This window comes from Dapis purpurea BLCC-M126 (genome assembly GCF_050015975.1).
Lineage (GTDB): Bacteria > Cyanobacteriota > Cyanobacteriia > Cyanobacteriales > Microcoleaceae > Trichodesmium.
The window spans coordinates 38,364-55,316 of the sequence record NZ_JBNHER010000234.1 but is presented as its reverse complement, the minus strand read 5'-3'; the positions used below and the strand labels follow the sequence as shown (position 1 = coordinate 55,316).

Genomic DNA, 16,953 nt, shown 5'->3' with positions numbered 1-16,953 from the left:
CTCTTTTCCCCTTTACCCTTCTTTCCTCTTTCCTCTTTCCACTCGCGCTAAAGCTGGTCGAATTTTTTTTCAGATATAATATCAAATCCGAATAATTACTATACCCAGGTCATTGCAACGGTAACACCGTGGAAGGAAGCAATCTCAGGGTTCTAGGAGATTGCTTCCTATCGTCGCAATGACGAGTGTTCAATCAGACGCTGCTCTGGGAGAAGCGCGGGATTCCCATCCATCAATCGAACAGACTGTAGGGGCGATTCGCGAATCGCCCCTACACGGAATGACTCAGGGCGCTGCTAACCTTGCTTTTTCTGGATCGATAGGTTGATTCTTATTTTTTTCTATTTCCTCTCAATACTTTTTCACCTTTTCCTTTAATAACTTTTTGGCAGATTCAGTACCTTGAAAATAAGATGGTAATTTAATATCATCATCCTCTTCTGCTAATAACTGAAATGCTCTAGCGATCGCCACTTGAGCTGTGTTATATTTGCCAGTATTTAGTAACTTTTCTAACAACTTTTCTGGTGCGGGGGTTAAAGTAATTTGTTTCATAACTCAGTCTTCTTCTAGACAAACAATAATCATTTATAAATAATCTGATGTTCGGATAATCAGTGAGAAAAAAGTTTTTGTTTGTAGTAGGGCTTTAGCCATATCTAAAGTTCGGGCTAAAGCCCTACTACAAGCTTTAATTATAACTATTCAACCGGACATCATATAAATCATAGAACAAAGAAACCGAAACAATAACTGTTTATAGAATTAATTCCTGTTTCCGATTTATCATCAGCTACCGCAGCAGACACTAAAATATTTGTGTCAATAATAACCCAAAAACTACTTGTTCCTGTTCCATTGATATAGGGACTTAATCCTCATTCTTTTGTTGCTGGAATTTAAATGTAAGCCAGAACGAAGTGATACCAAATCCGGGTAAAAAAAGGTGTATATATGTATATGTAGGTTAACACCTTTTATTATATTCTGACCACTTCTTTAAATAGCGGTGTTAATTTCTACCTAACTTGAAAATCACTAGCTACTAAATCTGTACTACCACCTAAATTGACAAATTCACCCCCAATACCAAAACCATCTTCAGTACCGTTGGGATTATAATATAACGCTCCACTCACAGAGTTGTAAACAATCTCAGCTTCAGCAGTTGCAGCATCATCCTCACTGGAGACAATTTCAAAATCATCTTCAGATAAACCAATACCAGGAGAACTATCTAGAGCAGTAAAAGTATCCAAATCAAGTAAAATTAAATCTTGTCCACTATTAAAATCAGTAATTACGTCTGTACCTAGATCCTCAGAATCAAACTCTTCATTGGTGTTAAAGATAAATCGGTCTATACTTGCTCCACCAGTCAATTCATCGTCTCCAGAGCCACCATTGAGGCGATCGCGACCTTGACCACCGCTGAGAGTATCATTACCGCTTCCTCCAAGTAATATATCGAACCCTAGACGACCTTGTAAAACATCATTACCATTCTGACCTAATAAAGTATCATTTCCCCTACCACCAATCAGGTTATCATTACCATCACCACCAATCAGATTATCATTACCACCAGCACCAATAACCCGGTCATTACCTGCGAGTCCATTTAATTGATCGTCTCCAGCAAAACCAACTATTTCATCGTTACCAAAACCACCGAAAATATTGTTATCCCGGTTATCTCCGTTAAAAACTACATCTTCTTGAGGAATGACAGTATCAAAATTTTCCAACACAACCTGTCCGCGCAACTCACCACTCGGATTATTTTCTGTGTGCAGGTTAATATAAACTCCTCCTGATTCTACTGCGGCAACTTCAGTATCATCCAAAGTAAAATTACCAGTGAAGAAACCAGAACTATCATCAATTTCAACTACAGTCAAGTTGCGTAAAATATCACCATTCTCACCAAGTCCGCCTACATGAAGGTGAACGGAACTTTGAGGATTTCCTTCTGAGTCTTCTGGTCCAACATTAAATAAATCGCTCGACAGATCTAAAAAACCGCCAGATATATTGAGATTATTGCCAGAGAGAACTGCATAAAAAGTTCCGTCAGCGTCAGTATCTAGTACTGGATCGACTTCTTGAGCTTCTGATATTGGTAAGAATGTTACTAAAGTATCATCAGTTGGATCTGTCTCATTGAGGAGAACTTGGGTGCGCAACTCACCACTCGGATTATTTTCTGTGTGCAGGTTAACATAAAAATTACCTGACTCCGCAGCTACCACTTCATCATCACTCAAAGTAAAGCTGCCAATAAATCCCCCCGATCCATCACCATTATCAATGACGTTAAAGTTGCGAACAATTCCACCAGTAGAATTAGCTAATCCCTGATGCAGATGAACAGAACTTTGAGGATTTCCTTCTGAGTCTGTATCTCCCACCGAAAACAAATCGCTCGATAAATCTGAAAAAGTTCCTTGTATTGTTAGGTTATTACCAGTCAGAATCGCATTTACTATTCCTTCAGCAGGGGTATCTACTACTGGCGGTACTTCAAACAGTTCTGACATGGGCAACCCAATGCCAAGTGATGCTTGTACATCATCTAAAAAAATTACCTGTCCCCGTAGTTCTCCACTTTGATTATTTTCTGTGTGGAGGTTTATATACAACTCATCTGCTTCTGCTGCTTCTGTTTCTGCATCCGTGAGAGTAAAAGCACCATTAAATGTACCAGAATTATCGTCAATTTCAAATACACTTAAGTTACGAATAATGCCTCCATTTTCACCTGCTGGAGCTTGATGAATATGAATCGGACTTTGAGGATTTCCCTCTGAGTCTGCTTCTCCTAAAGGAATTAGAGGACTTGATAGTTGCTCAAAATCTCCTTCTACCAGTAATATATTACCAGGTAAAAAAGCATCGAAACTTCCTGTAGCTGGACCATCTGCTATAGGTGGAACTTCCTGTAATTCTGAGATTGGTAAAGAAAGTCCCAAGAAGTTATCAAATGAATAAGTAGCCATTATAAACCTCTGCAATTTCTGTATTAGTTCAATATTAGGCTAGCATAATTAAACTATAGCAAAAACTTATGTAAGTCCTGCTTAAGTTATGGAGCAAGATTATTTCAGGGAACTTTAAGTTATCAATTTATTAATCTTATTTTATTTATTAACTCTTTAGTATGACAATATGTCAAACTTTAGTGGTTGAGATTCTTTCCTACTTCAATTATTGATTGATAGAGAAATTAATGTATAATATTATCTATGAAATTTAGGTTTGAAAAATTTTCAATATAAAAATATGCAGCTCAAAGACATAAATTCCCAAAATAATCCCACAATTCCAGCCAAAGATAGCAACTTTTTACAGCAAAATCCACATTTAAACTCTTTGGTAGACAACCCTAGTTTTGACTCTCAAAATCCACCCGATCAAGAATTAATTGATACCTGTGTTCACTGTGGATTTTGTTTATCAACTTGTCCTAGTTATCGGGTAATAGGTAAAGAAATGGATTCTCCCAGGGGTAGAATTTATGCTATGGATGCTATTAAGAAAGGAGAAGCATCTTTAAATGAAACAACTTCTGAACATTTTGATACTTGCTTAGGTTGTCTTGCCTGTGTAACTACTTGCCCATCTGGAGTTCAATATGACAAATTAATCGCTGCAACTCGTCCGCAAGTAGAACGAAATATTGACCGTTCATTACCTGACAAATTGATTCGTAATCTCATATTTAATTTGTTTCCTTATCCTAATAGATTACGACCTTTACTTATTCCTCTATTCGTTTATCAAAAATTAGGATTTAACAAACTTATTCGTAGTAGTAAATTGCTCGAAAAAATCTCTCCTAGATTAGCAGCAATGGAGTCTATTCTTCCAGAAATTAATGTTGATTCTTTCGAGAGTAATTATCCAACAATTATTCCTGCTCAAGGAGAAAAACGTTATCGAGTAGGTTTAATTTTAGGTTGTGTTCAAAGAATATTTTTCTCCCCTGTTAATATGGCAACAATTCGAGTTTTAACCGCCAATGGTTGCGAAGTTGTGATTCCTCAAAGTCAAGGTTGTTGTGCTGCTTTGCCAGAACATCAAGGACAAACAGAACAAGCTCATACTTTAGCAAAACAAATGATAGATAGTTTTGCCAATACTGGGGTTGATGCAGTTATTATTAACGCTGCTGGTTGTGGTCATACTCTGAAAGAATACGGCCATATTCTCCAAGATGATTCTGAATATTGTGAGAAGGCAAAAGAATTTTCTAGTCAAGTTAAAGACGTGCAAGAATTCTTAGCAAATGTGGGATTAATAACTAAACTTTCTCCTTTAACTGAAGATGAAGAATTGACTATAGTTTATCAAGATGCTTGTCATTTATTGCACGGTCAAAAAATTAGTTTGGAACCAAGAAAATTATTACAACAAATTCCTGGAGTAAAGTTGCGCGAACCGATAGATGCAGCTTTATGTTGTGGAAGTGCGGGAATTTATAATATGTTGCAACCGGAAGTAGCTGAAGAATTAGGGCAACAAAAAGTAGAAAATTTATTGAATACAGGTGCAGAATTAATTGCTTCTGCTAATCCTGGATGCTCTTTGCAAATTAAAAAGCATTTAGAGTTGCAAGGTAAGAAAATGACTTTAATGCACCCAATGGAATTATTAGATTATTCTATTCGGGGAGTGAAGTTACAAAGAAAATAGCAGATTTTATCTAAGTATGAAGAGTAAGGAAAGCGATCGCTCTATTTCTTTTGAAAAATAAAGTAGCGGATATTATCGGATGTACTATCAGCTTATATCAATATTGCGATCGCTTTTCTTTGTTGTTGGATAAATTTTATTGACGTTTGAGAGAAAAAGCACCCAAACCGCTGATTGCAAATAAACCTAAAACTGTAGTAGGTTCAGGAACAGGTTGAGGATCAGCAATATATAGAATTGCTACAGATTTTAAGGGATCTTTTTTGTCAAAAAATCCCTTACCCTTAGTACCATTGCTTAACGTTACTCTGAAAGCAATATCTGCAATACCAAAATCACCTCCGTCATCAACTTTTCCACCTCCAGCAATTCCGTCTGTATCAACTCCAAACTTTAATACCTCACTGACAGAAAATGCTCCATCTTTAAACTTAACAGTTAATTGTTGTAGATCATCGCTAAGGAAGTAATTCTTAATATCATCATCAGTAATATCACTATTTTGACTGACTTGAAAAGGAAATCCCGATCCTCCAGGATTTCCATTGCTAAAGTCAAATATAGCATTGGGATCTGGTGACAAATCAAAAACAAATTTCTCAATATAAACGTTATCAGGACCTTCTTGATAGTTTAATTTAAAGAATTTGTTTCGTTCCTTTGCGTTTTCAATTCCTGAATCCTCTCCTTGTGCAGTAAATATAAGTTTAGCAGCTTCTGCTTTTCCTGGGGAAAAGACAACAAGAGCAGTTCCAACTGCAGTCATAAGTAATTTTTTTGCTGTTTTCATGGAAGTATTTCTCCTAAATTAAGGGGTTTTATAGGCGAGCAATACCAGTTCAATCAAAAAATGTTACAAATGAGTGCCTGTAAATCCTTGCCAGGTAAGGATTATGCTATAGCAGCCATTTTTCAAATTGGTATAATACTGTTGACGAAACTTAAAAACAAAGATCAATAAAATTCTTAGGTATCAACCTATTTCATTGTTTCAATGTTAAGTATACGGTTGTTTAAATAGCTATCAGCTTTTAGCAGCTAGGGCTAAAAATTCCCTACAACTATTGCGTAGGATGGTTTAGGAGGGGTTGAAATCCCCTTCTTGCAGGTTAAAAAAATAATCAGACTGATTGCTGATTGCTAATCGCTTTTAATTAAGCCACCAATAAGATGACAGAAGTTCAATGGGTTTGTCTAGAGGATTGAGGTCAACTTTACTGAATCTTCATAAATTACAACCGAATAAATACAGTTATAAAACGGTTGTATTGATTTTGTAGTAAGATTTACAACAAATTGTCAGCGATCGCCAGTTTATGAAGAATTAGTAAAGATTAAAGATAAAATATAAAGATTTTATAAAATTTTAAGACATATATTCAAGATTAATTCTTTCGATCTTTTTGTCATTCGACTGGTTAATAAAAACTTTTGGTAGACAATGCCCATCTGGAGTTATGTTGTGGTGAAGGGTGAGAATTCATAATACAATGCTTCCCGTTGCCCGTGATATTATGTCCGGTAGCATCGGTATTGTAAGCACGAAGTTCAAGAATTAAGAATTTAGAATTAAGAATTTAGAATTACCTCTCCTTGAAAAGAAGAGGATTGACGAAGAGGAAAATTTTTATTTATTATCCCCTATCCAAGGGGAGGCTTTAAACCACAATATTTCGGTAAGGAAGAAGGAAGAAGCTTTAAGAGAAGGAAAAACCTTAAAGATGGTAGATATTTCCCCAGCTTTTACACAAACGATACCAGCGGACATGATATCAGGAGTCAGGAGGGAAGAGAATTTAGAAACATTCGCTCTTGGATGAAGATGAAAATTTTTTTTATACCGAATTAACCGGACATGATATGAGGTACAGTAACAGCCCTGACAGTAGTAACTAATACCAATTGATTTTAAGGATGTCAAAAATAGTTTCAAACTTTAAATGTCAAAGAATTGCCTGAAACTGTTGTGCATGTCAAAGTTTTTAGCCTATCAAATATGGCATTCTAAATTCAGAATTCAGTGAAACGGTATAATGACTTTAATGCACCCAATGGAATTATCAGATTATTCTATTTGGGCAGTAAAGTTACAAAGAAAATAAAATAGTAGATGCTACCCAAGTATGAAGAGAAGGAGGGCGATCGCTTTCCTTTTTTTCAGATAAATCTTAACGATATACCTACCTACGAGAAAAAGTATTGAAACTACTTGTTATAAATTAGCCTAAACAGGGGATTTCAAAACCCACACACTTATTTGCATCAATTTGACCACTCTTGATCAACAATTAACAATACCTCCAACACACAAAGTGTTATCACTATCAAACAATTAAATACCAAAAAGCTATTAATAATTTTGTCTGTATCAATTCTAAAATTTAATATGTTATTGATACTCGATGGTTTTGAGGCTAAAGTAATAATTAATTGATTTATACTATTGTTAAAGACAAAATTGCTGTGATCAGGATCACTAATATTATAATTTTTACTTTGCTCAGGAAAAAATCCTAACCCTTCAGGCAATCCATTATTAAAGTCACAGAAAGTATAAGCTTCTGAATGAGTTTCAATAGGCTGAAATTTGGTTTGAGCTACTGTTGGTGTTCCTACAGATAAGGCAACAAGAGCAGTTCCAAAAGTGATTAAAAGTAGTTTGTTAACAATTTTCACGAAAGTATTTTTTTAATATCTAAGGGTTGGTATTAAATATTTATAAATTGACACAACTGTGATAGGTTTGTCTATAGATTTAGGTCAACTTTACCAAATCTTGATAATTTCCAACCGAATAAATACAATTGTAAACGTTTGTATCAATCTTCAGATAAGACTTACAAGAAATTGTCAGCGATTGCCGATTTATGAAGTTTTGATAAAAATCAAGAGTTAGAAATGTTAAAGACCAAAAAAGTTGGCTAGCTGTCATCTAGGAAGAAAATCAAGACTTTTGACTAATAAAGTCCAATTTTCCTGGAAGATTTGCTTATTCTCTGGCAATAGATATAAAGAATAATAAATGGCCCAAAGATGAGAAGATTTAACCTAGTCGAACTAATAAGACATGAGAAGACTCAGGCAATATAGTGCTACGAGCAAGTCAGAAGTATTCCCTCACTGGGTTTGAGCATTTATAAATGTCCGCCCCCTATTTGGGTAGTGCTATATAACATATTTCTGTTATTACGAGGGATAGTGTTTCCATAGCATTCCGTCAGGAAAGTAATCTCAAGCCAATTTTTTGGGTTTCTTATAGCTAAGTCCTGAGATAATTTGTTAGTTGGAAATTTGAGGAAAATTTTACAAAATGAAGCACTGTCTATTTTTATTGATAAGTCTAACTGTTTTAGGTACAACATCCTGTAACACTGTCAAGGAAATTCAGGAATTAATTGACCCACCCCCATCACCAACATCCACTGCATCTCCCGTCAAAAAAAAAGAACAAAGAAAATTATTTCCGATCAAGCAAAACGGAAAATATGGGTATATCAATAAGACGGGCAAAATCTTGATTCGACCAAGATTTGATCAGGTAAAAGATTTCTCAGAAGGATTAGCGGCGGTAAAAATTGGAGAAAGGTGGGGTTATATTAACGAAAAAGGAGAAATAGTTATCAAAGTAGAATTTGATTCTGTTACACCTTTTTCCCAAGGATTAGCATCAGCCAAAAAGGTAGGTCAGAGATGGGGTTATATTAACAAGAATGGAGAAATGGTAATTCAACCGCAGTTTGAAGATGCGGTCTATTTTTCCGAAGGGTTAGCACGAGTGACAATTGATGGTAAGTGGGGTTATATCGATCAAACTGGCAAAATAGTAATTAAGCCAGAATATGGCGGGCAAACTGGTCGTGGTTTCTTTGTTGACGGATTAGCTGCTGTAAGGATTGGTGCTGCTTATGAATATGGATATATAGATCGTAGTGGAGATGTAGTAATTGAGACCAAATATGATTTTGCTGGAGATTTTATTAATGGTTTAGCGAGAATTAAAATTGGCGATCGCTGGGGGTATATTGACAAAACTGGTAGGGAAGTTATTACAGCAAAGTTTGAATTTAGTCAAAATTTTTCTGAAGGTTTAGCAGCAGTTAAAATTGATGATAAGTATGGCTATATAGATGTTTCAGGCAAGAGAGTTATTCAACCGGAGTATGATTTTGCTGGCAACTTCTCTGAAGGTCTAGCAGAAGTTAGGATCGATGACAAATATGGCTATATTAATGCTGCCAATGAGATGATTATTGAGCCTGAGTTTGATAATGCTTTTGCCTTTTCTAATGGTATTGCAGAAGCGTGGGTAGAAGACAAAAAGGGTTACATAGATCAAATTGGTAGGTTTGTCTGGAACGGAAGTAAAAAGTAAAAAGTCAGATTATATGTACTGACAACTTTACTTTAAATAGGGGAAATAGGTTTGATTTACACATTATAAATTTACGAATTTCATAGCTAAAATCAACAACACCCTAATTTCTATTGCCTATTCCCTAAAGTTCTCAAACTTTGTACCTCATTAACTCTAACTTGCCCATATATAGAACCGATTTGGAATCTATTTAAAATATAGATGGGGAGTAGGGGAGATGACGAGATGGTGAATATGGGGGCATTTTTCTACTCTCGATCTCCTGAATTCTGACTCCTGACTCCTTTGCCAAAAACCCCCATCTTTGCAAAGATACCAAATTGGTTCTATATATTGATACTGCCTAAATCCTGATTGTTAATTTGAGCCAATACTTAACAATTGTTTCAGATTTTAGCCTTATAATGGAAAATAAAATTATTCCAAAGTGTTTGGAGCAACTGACCATGAGCTTAACTATAACATCCTTAAGCCATTACGAAATCGGCGAGCTGATCCATGAGAGCGAACGCACTGTTGTCTATTGCGGACAAACTCAAGCAGATGCTCAACCAGTCATCATTAAACTGATGCGCAATAAGCTTCCTTCCTTTCACGAATTAGTCCAGTTTCGTAATCAATATACCATTGCCAGAAATCTCCAGCTCGAAGGTATTGTCAGACCATTAGCTCTAGAACGTTATCAGAATGGTTATGCCTTGATTATGGAAGACTTTGGTGGCATTTCTTTAGGTGAATATTATCAACATAACCAACCTCAGACAAAAGACATTCCCCAATTTCTTGATATCGCCATTCAAATCACCGAAATTCTCTACCAATTGCACCAGCATCAAATTATTCATAAAGATATTAAACCCGCAAATATACTGATTAATCCTGAAACTCAAGAAGTCAAACTGATTGATTTCAGTATTTCTACCCTATTACCGAAAGAAATGGCAAGCATTCAAACTCCGAATGTTTTGGAAGGGACTCTCGCTTATTTATCCCCCGAACAAACCGGAAGGATGAATCGAGGGATAGACTATCGCAGCGATTTTTATTCCCTCGGAGTCACATTTTACGAACTTCTCACGAGAGAACTGCCGTTTACCAGTGACGATCCTTTAGAACTGGTTCACTGTCACCTGACAAAAGCCCCTTCCTTCCCACCCCCTTCCCAACTCCCGACTCCTCTGGTCGATATTGTTATGAAACTGATGGCAAAAAATGCGGAAGACCGCTACCAGAGTGCTTTGGGTCTAAAACGTGACTTAGAAAAATGCCTCGCGCAATGGCAAGAAACCGGAAAGATTAAGCCGTTCGCGTTGGGAGAGCAGGATTTGTGCAATCGCTTCCTGATCCCCGAAAAACTCTACGGCAGAGAAGCAGAAGTGCAACAGTTATTAGCAGCATTTCTTCGCGTAGCGTCTCCGCAGGAGAAACGAGTGGTAGAGGGTAAAACTGAGCTAATGTTGGTAGCAGGTTTCTCTGGGATTGGAAAAACCGCCATTGTCAACGAAGTTCACAAACCCATTGTGAGGCAAAGGGGTTATTTCATCAAAGGGAAATTTGACCAGTTTAATCGCAACATCCCTTTTTCTGCATTAGTGCAATCTCTGCGGGATTTAATGCGGCAAATATTAACTGAAAGCGATACTCAGCTACAGCAATGGAAAAGTAAAATACTTGATGCAGTGGGAGAAAATGGACAAGTCATTATTGAAGTCATTCCAGAATTAGAGAAAATCATTGGCAAGCAAGCTTCTGTAGCAGAATTATCAGGGAGTGCTGCCCAAAATCGTTTTAATTTGCTGTTTGGCAAGTTTATTCAAGTTTTCACCACAAAAGACCATCCTTTAGTAATTTTCCTTGATGATTTACAGTGGGCAGATTCGGCTTCTCTAAATTTGATGAAACTGTTGATGAGTGAAGCCTCCAATTCCTATTTGCTGATGATTGGGGCATATCGGGATAATGAGGTATTTCCTGCCCATCCGTTAATGTTAACCCTTGATGAAATGGCGAAAGCACAAGCCACGATTAACACTATTACTTTAGTGCCTTTGTCTGAGAGAAATATTAATCGTTTAGTGGCGGATACCCTGAGCTGTAATAGAGAAGTGGCTCAACCGTTAACAGAGTTGGTGTATCAGAAGACCAAGGGAAATCCCTTTTTCACTACTCAGTTTCTGCTGGGTTTGTATGGGGATGAATTGATTCAGTTTAATTTTGAAATTGGGCATTGGGAGTGTGATATTTCCCAAGTGAGGCAACGGGCGCTTACAGATGATGTGGTGGAGTTTATGGCCGGGCGGTTGCAAAAGTTACCTCAAGAGACTCAACAGGTGTTGAAACTGGCTGCTTGTATTGGTAATCAGTTTGATTTACAAACTTTGGCAGTAGTTTATGAGCAGTCGGAAGAAGATACAGCAGATAGTTTGTGGAAAGCTTTACACTCAGGATTAATTTTGCCACAAAATGAGATTTATAAATTCTATCTGAGCCTGGACAAAGTAAGCGATAATACTAAAGTTAATAAAAATGTACAATATCGTTTTTTACATGACCGAGTTCAACAAGCTGCCTATTCATTGATTCCAGAAAATCAAAAGCAATTAACACACTTGAAAATTGGGCAATTGTTATTACAAGAATTATCACCTCATCAACAATCAGAGCGAATTTTTGCCTTAGTCAACCAGTTGAATCTTGGGAAAGCAGTCATATCTAGTCCAGAAGAAAAACAACAATTGGCTTATTTAAATCTGCAAGCGGGAAAAAAGGCAAAGCTCTCCGCAGCTTACCAAGTAGCTCAAGATTATTGTACTATTGGTATTGATTTATTATCCACAACCGCTTGGGACAGTTACTATGAATTAATTTACAGTTTGCACCGTTATGGCTCAGAGGCGGCATATCTTTGTGGAAATTTTGCTCAAGCTGAAATCCTCTATGCCGAAGCACTAAACCATGCTCAAACTGCTTTGGATAAAGCGGTAATTTATCGGGTACAAATGACTCAGTATCAGCTTCAGGGGAGAAATGCTGAAGCGATCGCTATTCAACGCCAAAGTCTACTCCTACTTGGCTGGAAAATTCCGACAGATCAAAAACTAATTCAAGCTAGTCTAGATGCGGAAATTGCTAAAGTTACCAGATTTCTAGAGCAGCAGACAGTGGAATCCATTCTCAATCTTCTTAAAATGGAAGATGAAAACATCGCAGAAATGCTGCGGATTTTACAAATTCTCTTATACGCTGCATGGTTTGATGGTCAAACTACCTTAGCATTTCTAGCCATGGCGAAGATGACAACTTTGTCTTTAGAACATGGTAACAGTGATATGTCTCCCTTTGGTTATGTGGGTTATGGTTTAATTGCCAATGCCATGCTCAAAGATGCTACTACAGCTTATCAATTTGGAGATATGGCTGTACAACTGTGCGAACAATTTGATAGTGCTGATGTGCGGGGTATGACTAATTTTCTGTTTGCTGCGGATGTCCATAGCTGGAGTCGCCCGATTCGAGAAGCAGATGCTTACTACGAAAATGCCTATAAGTATAGTATGGAAGCAGGAAACTGGCTCACAGTAGGCTTTATGATGATGTTAAGTGGTTCAGATCGCCTTACCTATGGTAAAAATTTAAGTGATTTGTATGCTATCGTTCAAACCCATGCAGATTTTCTTCGTTACATTAAAAGCTTAGAAAATTTGGATGCTTTAATTGTTGGAGTTGTTCAACCAATTCGTAATCTTCTGGGTTTAACCAAAACAATTTTCACCTTTGATGACGATGATTTCAGCGAATCTGAGTATTTACAGAAATATAGCAATACTCCTTACCATCTCGCTTGGTTTTATTCTGTTAAAATTCGCCATGCTTACTTATTTAATGATACAGTTTCTTATCCTAACTTAACTACTAAACTAGACATAATTGAAAATACTATTTCTAGCCATGCAAAAGTTCCTTCCAGTGTGTTTTATGTAGCATTAATGCATATAAGTTTAGCTGAAATGAGCAAGGAGGAAAAAGACTATCAATTCCATTTAGAAAAACTTATTCCTCTGGAAGAAAAGTTAAATACTTGGCAAAATTATTGTCCTGAAAATATTCTCCATAAATGTCTAATCATACAAGCAGAAAAAGCGCGATTAAACGGACAAAAAATTGAAGCAATTGATTTATATGAACAAGCCATAACTACAGCTCAAACTAACCAGTATGAATATGAAGAAGCCCTCGCTAACGAACTAGCTGCTAAATTCTACCTTGACTGGGGCAAACCCAAAATCGCTTGCACCTATATGCAGGAAGCCTATTACGGTTATGCTCACTGGGGAGCCAAAGCCAAAATTGACGACCTGGAAAAACGCTATCCCCAACTCCTGAAACCCAGTTGGGAACGACATCAAATCAGTCTCAGTTCCAGTACCACCATGACAAGTCTGAGTAGGGGGACGCTCACCAACACCACCACTGGTTCAGGAGAAATGTTAGATTTAGCCTCTTTAATGAAAGCCTCGCGCACTCTCTCACAAGAAATCGACCTTGACTGCGCCATTGCTAATTTAATCCAAACAGTCATGGAAAACGCCGGAGCTGAAACCGTAGCTTTGATGCTCTTGCATGAGCAAACATTAATGTTAGAAGCGAAAATGACTCAGGGAGAGCTGGAAACGATGAAGACAATTTCTGTGGAAGAAAGCCCAGATATTCCTCTCACCATCATTAACACAGTTCAACGGACTTATCAATCTTTAGTTCTCGATCACGCCAGTAACAATCCTACTTATGCAGGGGATGCTTATATCCAACAACACCAACCACAGTCAATTTGGTGCGCTCCACTTATAGATCGCGGTCAACTCATCGGCATACTATACCTCGAAAACAATCAAGTAGCGGGAGCCTTTACCAGTTATCGCCTGGAAATCCTCAACTTCCTCTGTTCTCAAGCTGCCATTTCCCTGGAAAATGCTCGCTTGTATCAACAGGCACAACGAGCACTCACAGAACTACAACAAGCACAATTGCAATTGGTGCAAACAGAAAAAATGGCGACATTAGGAAATCTGATGGCGGGAGTCGCTCACGAAATTAATAACCCCCTCGGTTTTATGGGTGGCAATGTCAATATGCTCCAAGAGTATCTAGGGGATATCTTTGCCATTATCGAGCGGTATCAGGCCGAACTGCCGCACCCCAGTCGCGAACTCACTGAGGAAATAGAGGAACTAGAACTTGATTTTCTAAGGGAGGATTTACCCAAAACTATTGTCTCCATGAAAGAAGGAGTCAAGCGCATCGGTGAGATTAGTATCTCCTTGCGCACCTTTTCCCGCACCGATACCGAGACTAAAACTGAATTTAACTTGCAGGATGGTATTGATAGCACTCTCTTAATCTTGAAATATCGCCTCAAAGCCAACGAACACCGCCCTGGGATTGACGTGATTAAAGAGTATGGGGACTTACCCAAGATAAAGTGTTATCCAGGACAGTTAAACCAAGTCTTGATGAATATTTTGGCGAATGCAATAGATGTCTTAGATGAAACCAGTGAAGGAAAAACCTATGCGGAAATAGAAGCCAATAACAATCGCATTAATATTAGTACGGAATTCAACCCTGAGCAAAACATTGCCTTTGTGGGAATTACTGACAATGGTAAGGGAATGAGTCCCGAGGTGAGTTCTCGAATATTCGAGCAGGGATTTACAACTAAAGTAGTTGGTAAAGGAACAGGTTTGGGGATGGCAATCTCCCAGCAAATTATCGAAGAAAAACACCAAGGCAAAATCAATTGTATCTCCGAATTAGGCAAAGGCACAAAATTTCTCATTTCTTTACCCTTAAGTTAAGGCTGAGAACTTGCTCCCCATCTCCCCCTCTCTTTTTCAATAGATCTCAAATGAGTTCTATAGTTGTGCTAACCGCGCCCCAAATAATCATAGATCCCAAATGGGTTCTATAAGCGTAGTTAGTACAACAACGAGACTGAATATACTTAGTATTTTTTTCTACCATAGGAGCAAAAACTCAAGACTAGAGTTATTGTATATTTAACTTGCAAGTTATCAACAGAATAAACCTTGATTAGTAACAACTTTTGAAAACTTTATCTAGCAATAAGAGGGTTTTAAAAGAAAAAACATATCTCAATTTCCAATCAATTTAATTTGATTTTATGTTTATAATTATATATAAATCATTAATTTCTATCAATAGTTTATTAGCTTTATTTTTAATTAACAACTGGTAACAGTTGATACTAAAACCCTTTTAAAAATTGTGATACCTTAAAAACTAAGGTCGAAAAATTACGGCCATTAATGGCTCAAAAAAGCCACTATATTAGCAATAGCAATTACTCAGTTGAAAGGGGGAAATAACTATGAGTCTAAACCAAGAAAAGCATCAATTTCCTCATCATGTTGTCATCGTTGGAGGTGGATTTGCAGGACTGGAGGCTGCCAAGCAGCTTGGAAAAGCACCTGTAAAAGTAACCTTGGTTGACAAAAGAAATTTCCATCTATTTCAGCCATTACTTTATCAGGTAGCTACAGGAAGTCTTTCTCCTGGAGATATTGCTTCTCCTCTTCGCGGTGTAGTTGCCGAACAGAAAAATACCCATGTTATTATGGGAGAAGTCGTGGATGTCGATCCCGAACAGAAAAAACTCATTTTACGCGACCAAGAATTAGATTACGATACATTAGTTCTAGCTACTGGTGTAAGCCATAACTATTTCGGAAATGATTGGTCAGAAAAAGCTCCCGGACTAAAAACAGTAGAAGACGCATTAGAAATGCGTCGGAGAATATTCGCCTCCTTTGAAGCTGCAGAAAAAGAACCAGACTCAGAAAAACGGAAAGCACTCTTAACCTTTGCGATTATTGGCGCAGGTCCAACAGGTGTTGAATTAGCAGGTGCTCTAGCAGAATTAGCTCACACGAAATTAAAAGAAGAATACCGTTCCATTAATACTACCGAAGCTCAAATTCATCTGATCCAAAGTGGAGAGAGAATTTTACCTTCTTTCAAACCTGCTTTGTCAGAGAAAGCAAGAATAGAGCTGGAGAAGTTGGGAGTCACAGTGATGACCAAAACACGGGTGACTAATATCGAAAACGATATAGTTACTGTTAGTTCTGGAGAGACAACAAAAGATATTCCAGCTCATACCATATTGTGGGGAGCAGGAGTCAAAGCATCAGCAGTGTCTGAAGCAATATCTAATCGCACAGGTGCAGAATTAGACCGTGCAGGTCGTGTTTTTGTCAATGAAGACCTAACAATACCTGGTCATCCTGATATTTTTGTGATTGGAGACTTAGCTAACTTCTCTCATCAGGGAGACTCTCCAGTGCCTGGAGTTGCTCCAGCAGCAATGCAGGAAGGAGTTTATGTCGCCAAGCTAATTAGAAAGCGGTTGAAAGGTCAGACCTTAAAACCATTCCACTATATTGACTACGGTAGTTTGGCTGTTATCGGTCGTCACCAAGCGGTTGTACAGTATAAAGCCATTCGTTTCTCTGGACCTCTAGCTTGGTTTTCTTGGTTATTTATTCATATCTACTATATGATTGAATTTGATAACCAACTAATTGTTATGATTCAGTGGGCCTGGAGCTACTTTACTGGTCAAGGTGGCGCTCGTCTAATTACTGAAAAGGCAACAAAAACACCTACCTATGAAGAATGCCAGGCTCGCTATACTCCATTAGTGACAAGTGAATCATCTGTTGAAGCTTAATTAACAGGTTGATATAATTGAGCGATCGCCCTTCTCCTAATATGGGAAAGTGGCGATCGCTTTTGATATAATAATTAGGGCTTAGGCATCAATAAATCAGGACTTACGCATGAGGTAGGAAAAACTAGGGTTT

The 16,953-nt window shown here is 37.5% G+C and carries 9 protein-coding genes; 5 read left to right on the top strand and 4 right to left on the bottom strand.

The features are described 5' to 3' along the window. Nucleotides 1–178: 178 nt before the first annotated feature. On the top strand, nucleotides 179–328 hold the full coding sequence (locus ACP6PL_RS20755) for a hypothetical protein (protein ID WP_426547175.1): 150 nt from the start codon (nucleotides 179–181) through the stop codon (nucleotides 326–328). A 23-nt stretch (nucleotides 329–351) separates the two neighbouring features. On the opposite strand, the gene ACP6PL_RS20750 is transcribed toward ACP6PL_RS20755, so the two are convergent. Both ACP6PL_RS20750 and ACP6PL_RS20745 read right to left on the bottom strand, forming a co-directional pair. Next, entirely contained in the window at nucleotides 352–555 is a 204-nt protein-coding gene (locus ACP6PL_RS20750) for a hypothetical protein (protein ID WP_426547174.1), read from the bottom strand. A 464-nt stretch (nucleotides 556–1,019) separates the two neighbouring features. Further along, nucleotides 1,020–2,999, bottom strand: coding sequence for a CHRD domain-containing protein (locus ACP6PL_RS20745; protein WP_426547173.1), 1,980 nt, complete (start codon nucleotides 2,997–2,999; stop codon nucleotides 1,020–1,022). Between the two features lie 283 nt (nucleotides 3,000–3,282). Between ACP6PL_RS20745 and ACP6PL_RS20740 the strand changes: the two genes are divergently transcribed. Then, nucleotides 3,283–4,695: a (Fe-S)-binding protein gene (locus ACP6PL_RS20740; RefSeq protein ID WP_426547172.1), complete on the top strand. Its 1,413-nt coding sequence runs from the start codon at nucleotides 3,283–3,285 to the stop codon at nucleotides 4,693–4,695. Nucleotides 4,696–4,831: 136 nt separating this feature from the next. On the opposite strand, the gene ACP6PL_RS20735 is transcribed toward ACP6PL_RS20740, so the two are convergent. Both ACP6PL_RS20735 and ACP6PL_RS20730 read right to left on the bottom strand, forming a co-directional pair. After that, nucleotides 4,832–5,485 carry a PEP-CTERM sorting domain-containing protein gene (locus ACP6PL_RS20735; protein WP_426547171.1) on the bottom strand — a complete coding sequence of 218 codons (654 nt, stop codon included), beginning with the start codon at nucleotides 5,483–5,485 and terminating at the stop codon, nucleotides 4,832–4,834. A 1,472-nt stretch (nucleotides 5,486–6,957) separates the two neighbouring features. Next, complete coding sequence (locus tag ACP6PL_RS20730; RefSeq protein ID WP_426547170.1) at nucleotides 6,958–7,371, bottom strand: hypothetical protein; 414 nt, start codon at nucleotides 7,369–7,371, stop codon at nucleotides 6,958–6,960. Between the two features lie 634 nt (nucleotides 7,372–8,005). Between ACP6PL_RS20730 and ACP6PL_RS20725 the strand changes: the two genes are divergently transcribed. The 3 genes from ACP6PL_RS20725 (at nucleotide 8,006) to ACP6PL_RS20715 (ending at nucleotide 16,820) form a co-directional block, all read left to right on the top strand. Further along, nucleotides 8,006–9,067, top strand: a complete 1,062-nt coding sequence (locus ACP6PL_RS20725) for a WG repeat-containing protein (RefSeq protein ID WP_426547169.1) — start codon at nucleotides 8,006–8,008, stop codon at nucleotides 9,065–9,067. Nucleotides 9,068–9,516: 449 nt separating this feature from the next. Continuing rightward, nucleotides 9,517–14,925: a trifunctional serine/threonine-protein kinase/ATP-binding protein/sensor histidine kinase gene (locus ACP6PL_RS20720; protein WP_426547168.1), complete on the top strand. Its 5,409-nt coding sequence runs from the start codon at nucleotides 9,517–9,519 to the stop codon at nucleotides 14,923–14,925. Between the two features lie 533 nt (nucleotides 14,926–15,458). Beyond that, on the top strand, nucleotides 15,459–16,820 hold the full coding sequence (locus ACP6PL_RS20715) for an NAD(P)/FAD-dependent oxidoreductase (RefSeq protein WP_426547167.1): 1,362 nt from the start codon (nucleotides 15,459–15,461) through the stop codon (nucleotides 16,818–16,820). Nucleotides 16,821–16,953: the final 133 nt, after the last annotated feature.

Excerpts from the sequence above, each read along its gene's own strand:
- ACP6PL_RS20755 (WP_426547175.1), top strand. The coding sequence starts at position 179 with ATGACGAGTGTTCAATCAGACGCTGCTCTGGGAGAAGCGCGGGATTCC.
- ACP6PL_RS20750 (WP_426547174.1), bottom strand. The coding sequence starts at position 555 with ATGAAACAAATTACTTTAACCCCCGCACCAGAAAAGTTGTTAGAAAAG.
- ACP6PL_RS20745 (WP_426547173.1), bottom strand. The coding sequence starts at position 2,999 with ATGGCTACTTATTCATTTGATAACTTCTTGGGACTTTCTTTACCAATC.
- ACP6PL_RS20740 (WP_426547172.1), top strand. The coding sequence starts at position 3,283 with ATGCAGCTCAAAGACATAAATTCCCAAAATAATCCCACAATTCCAGCC.
- ACP6PL_RS20735 (WP_426547171.1), bottom strand. The coding sequence starts at position 5,485 with ATGAAAACAGCAAAAAAATTACTTATGACTGCAGTTGGAACTGCTCTT.
- ACP6PL_RS20725 (WP_426547169.1), top strand. The coding sequence starts at position 8,006 with ATGAAGCACTGTCTATTTTTATTGATAAGTCTAACTGTTTTAGGTACA.
- ACP6PL_RS20720 (WP_426547168.1), top strand. The coding sequence starts at position 9,517 with ATGAGCTTAACTATAACATCCTTAAGCCATTACGAAATCGGCGAGCTG.
- ACP6PL_RS20715 (WP_426547167.1), top strand. The coding sequence starts at position 15,459 with ATGAGTCTAAACCAAGAAAAGCATCAATTTCCTCATCATGTTGTCATC.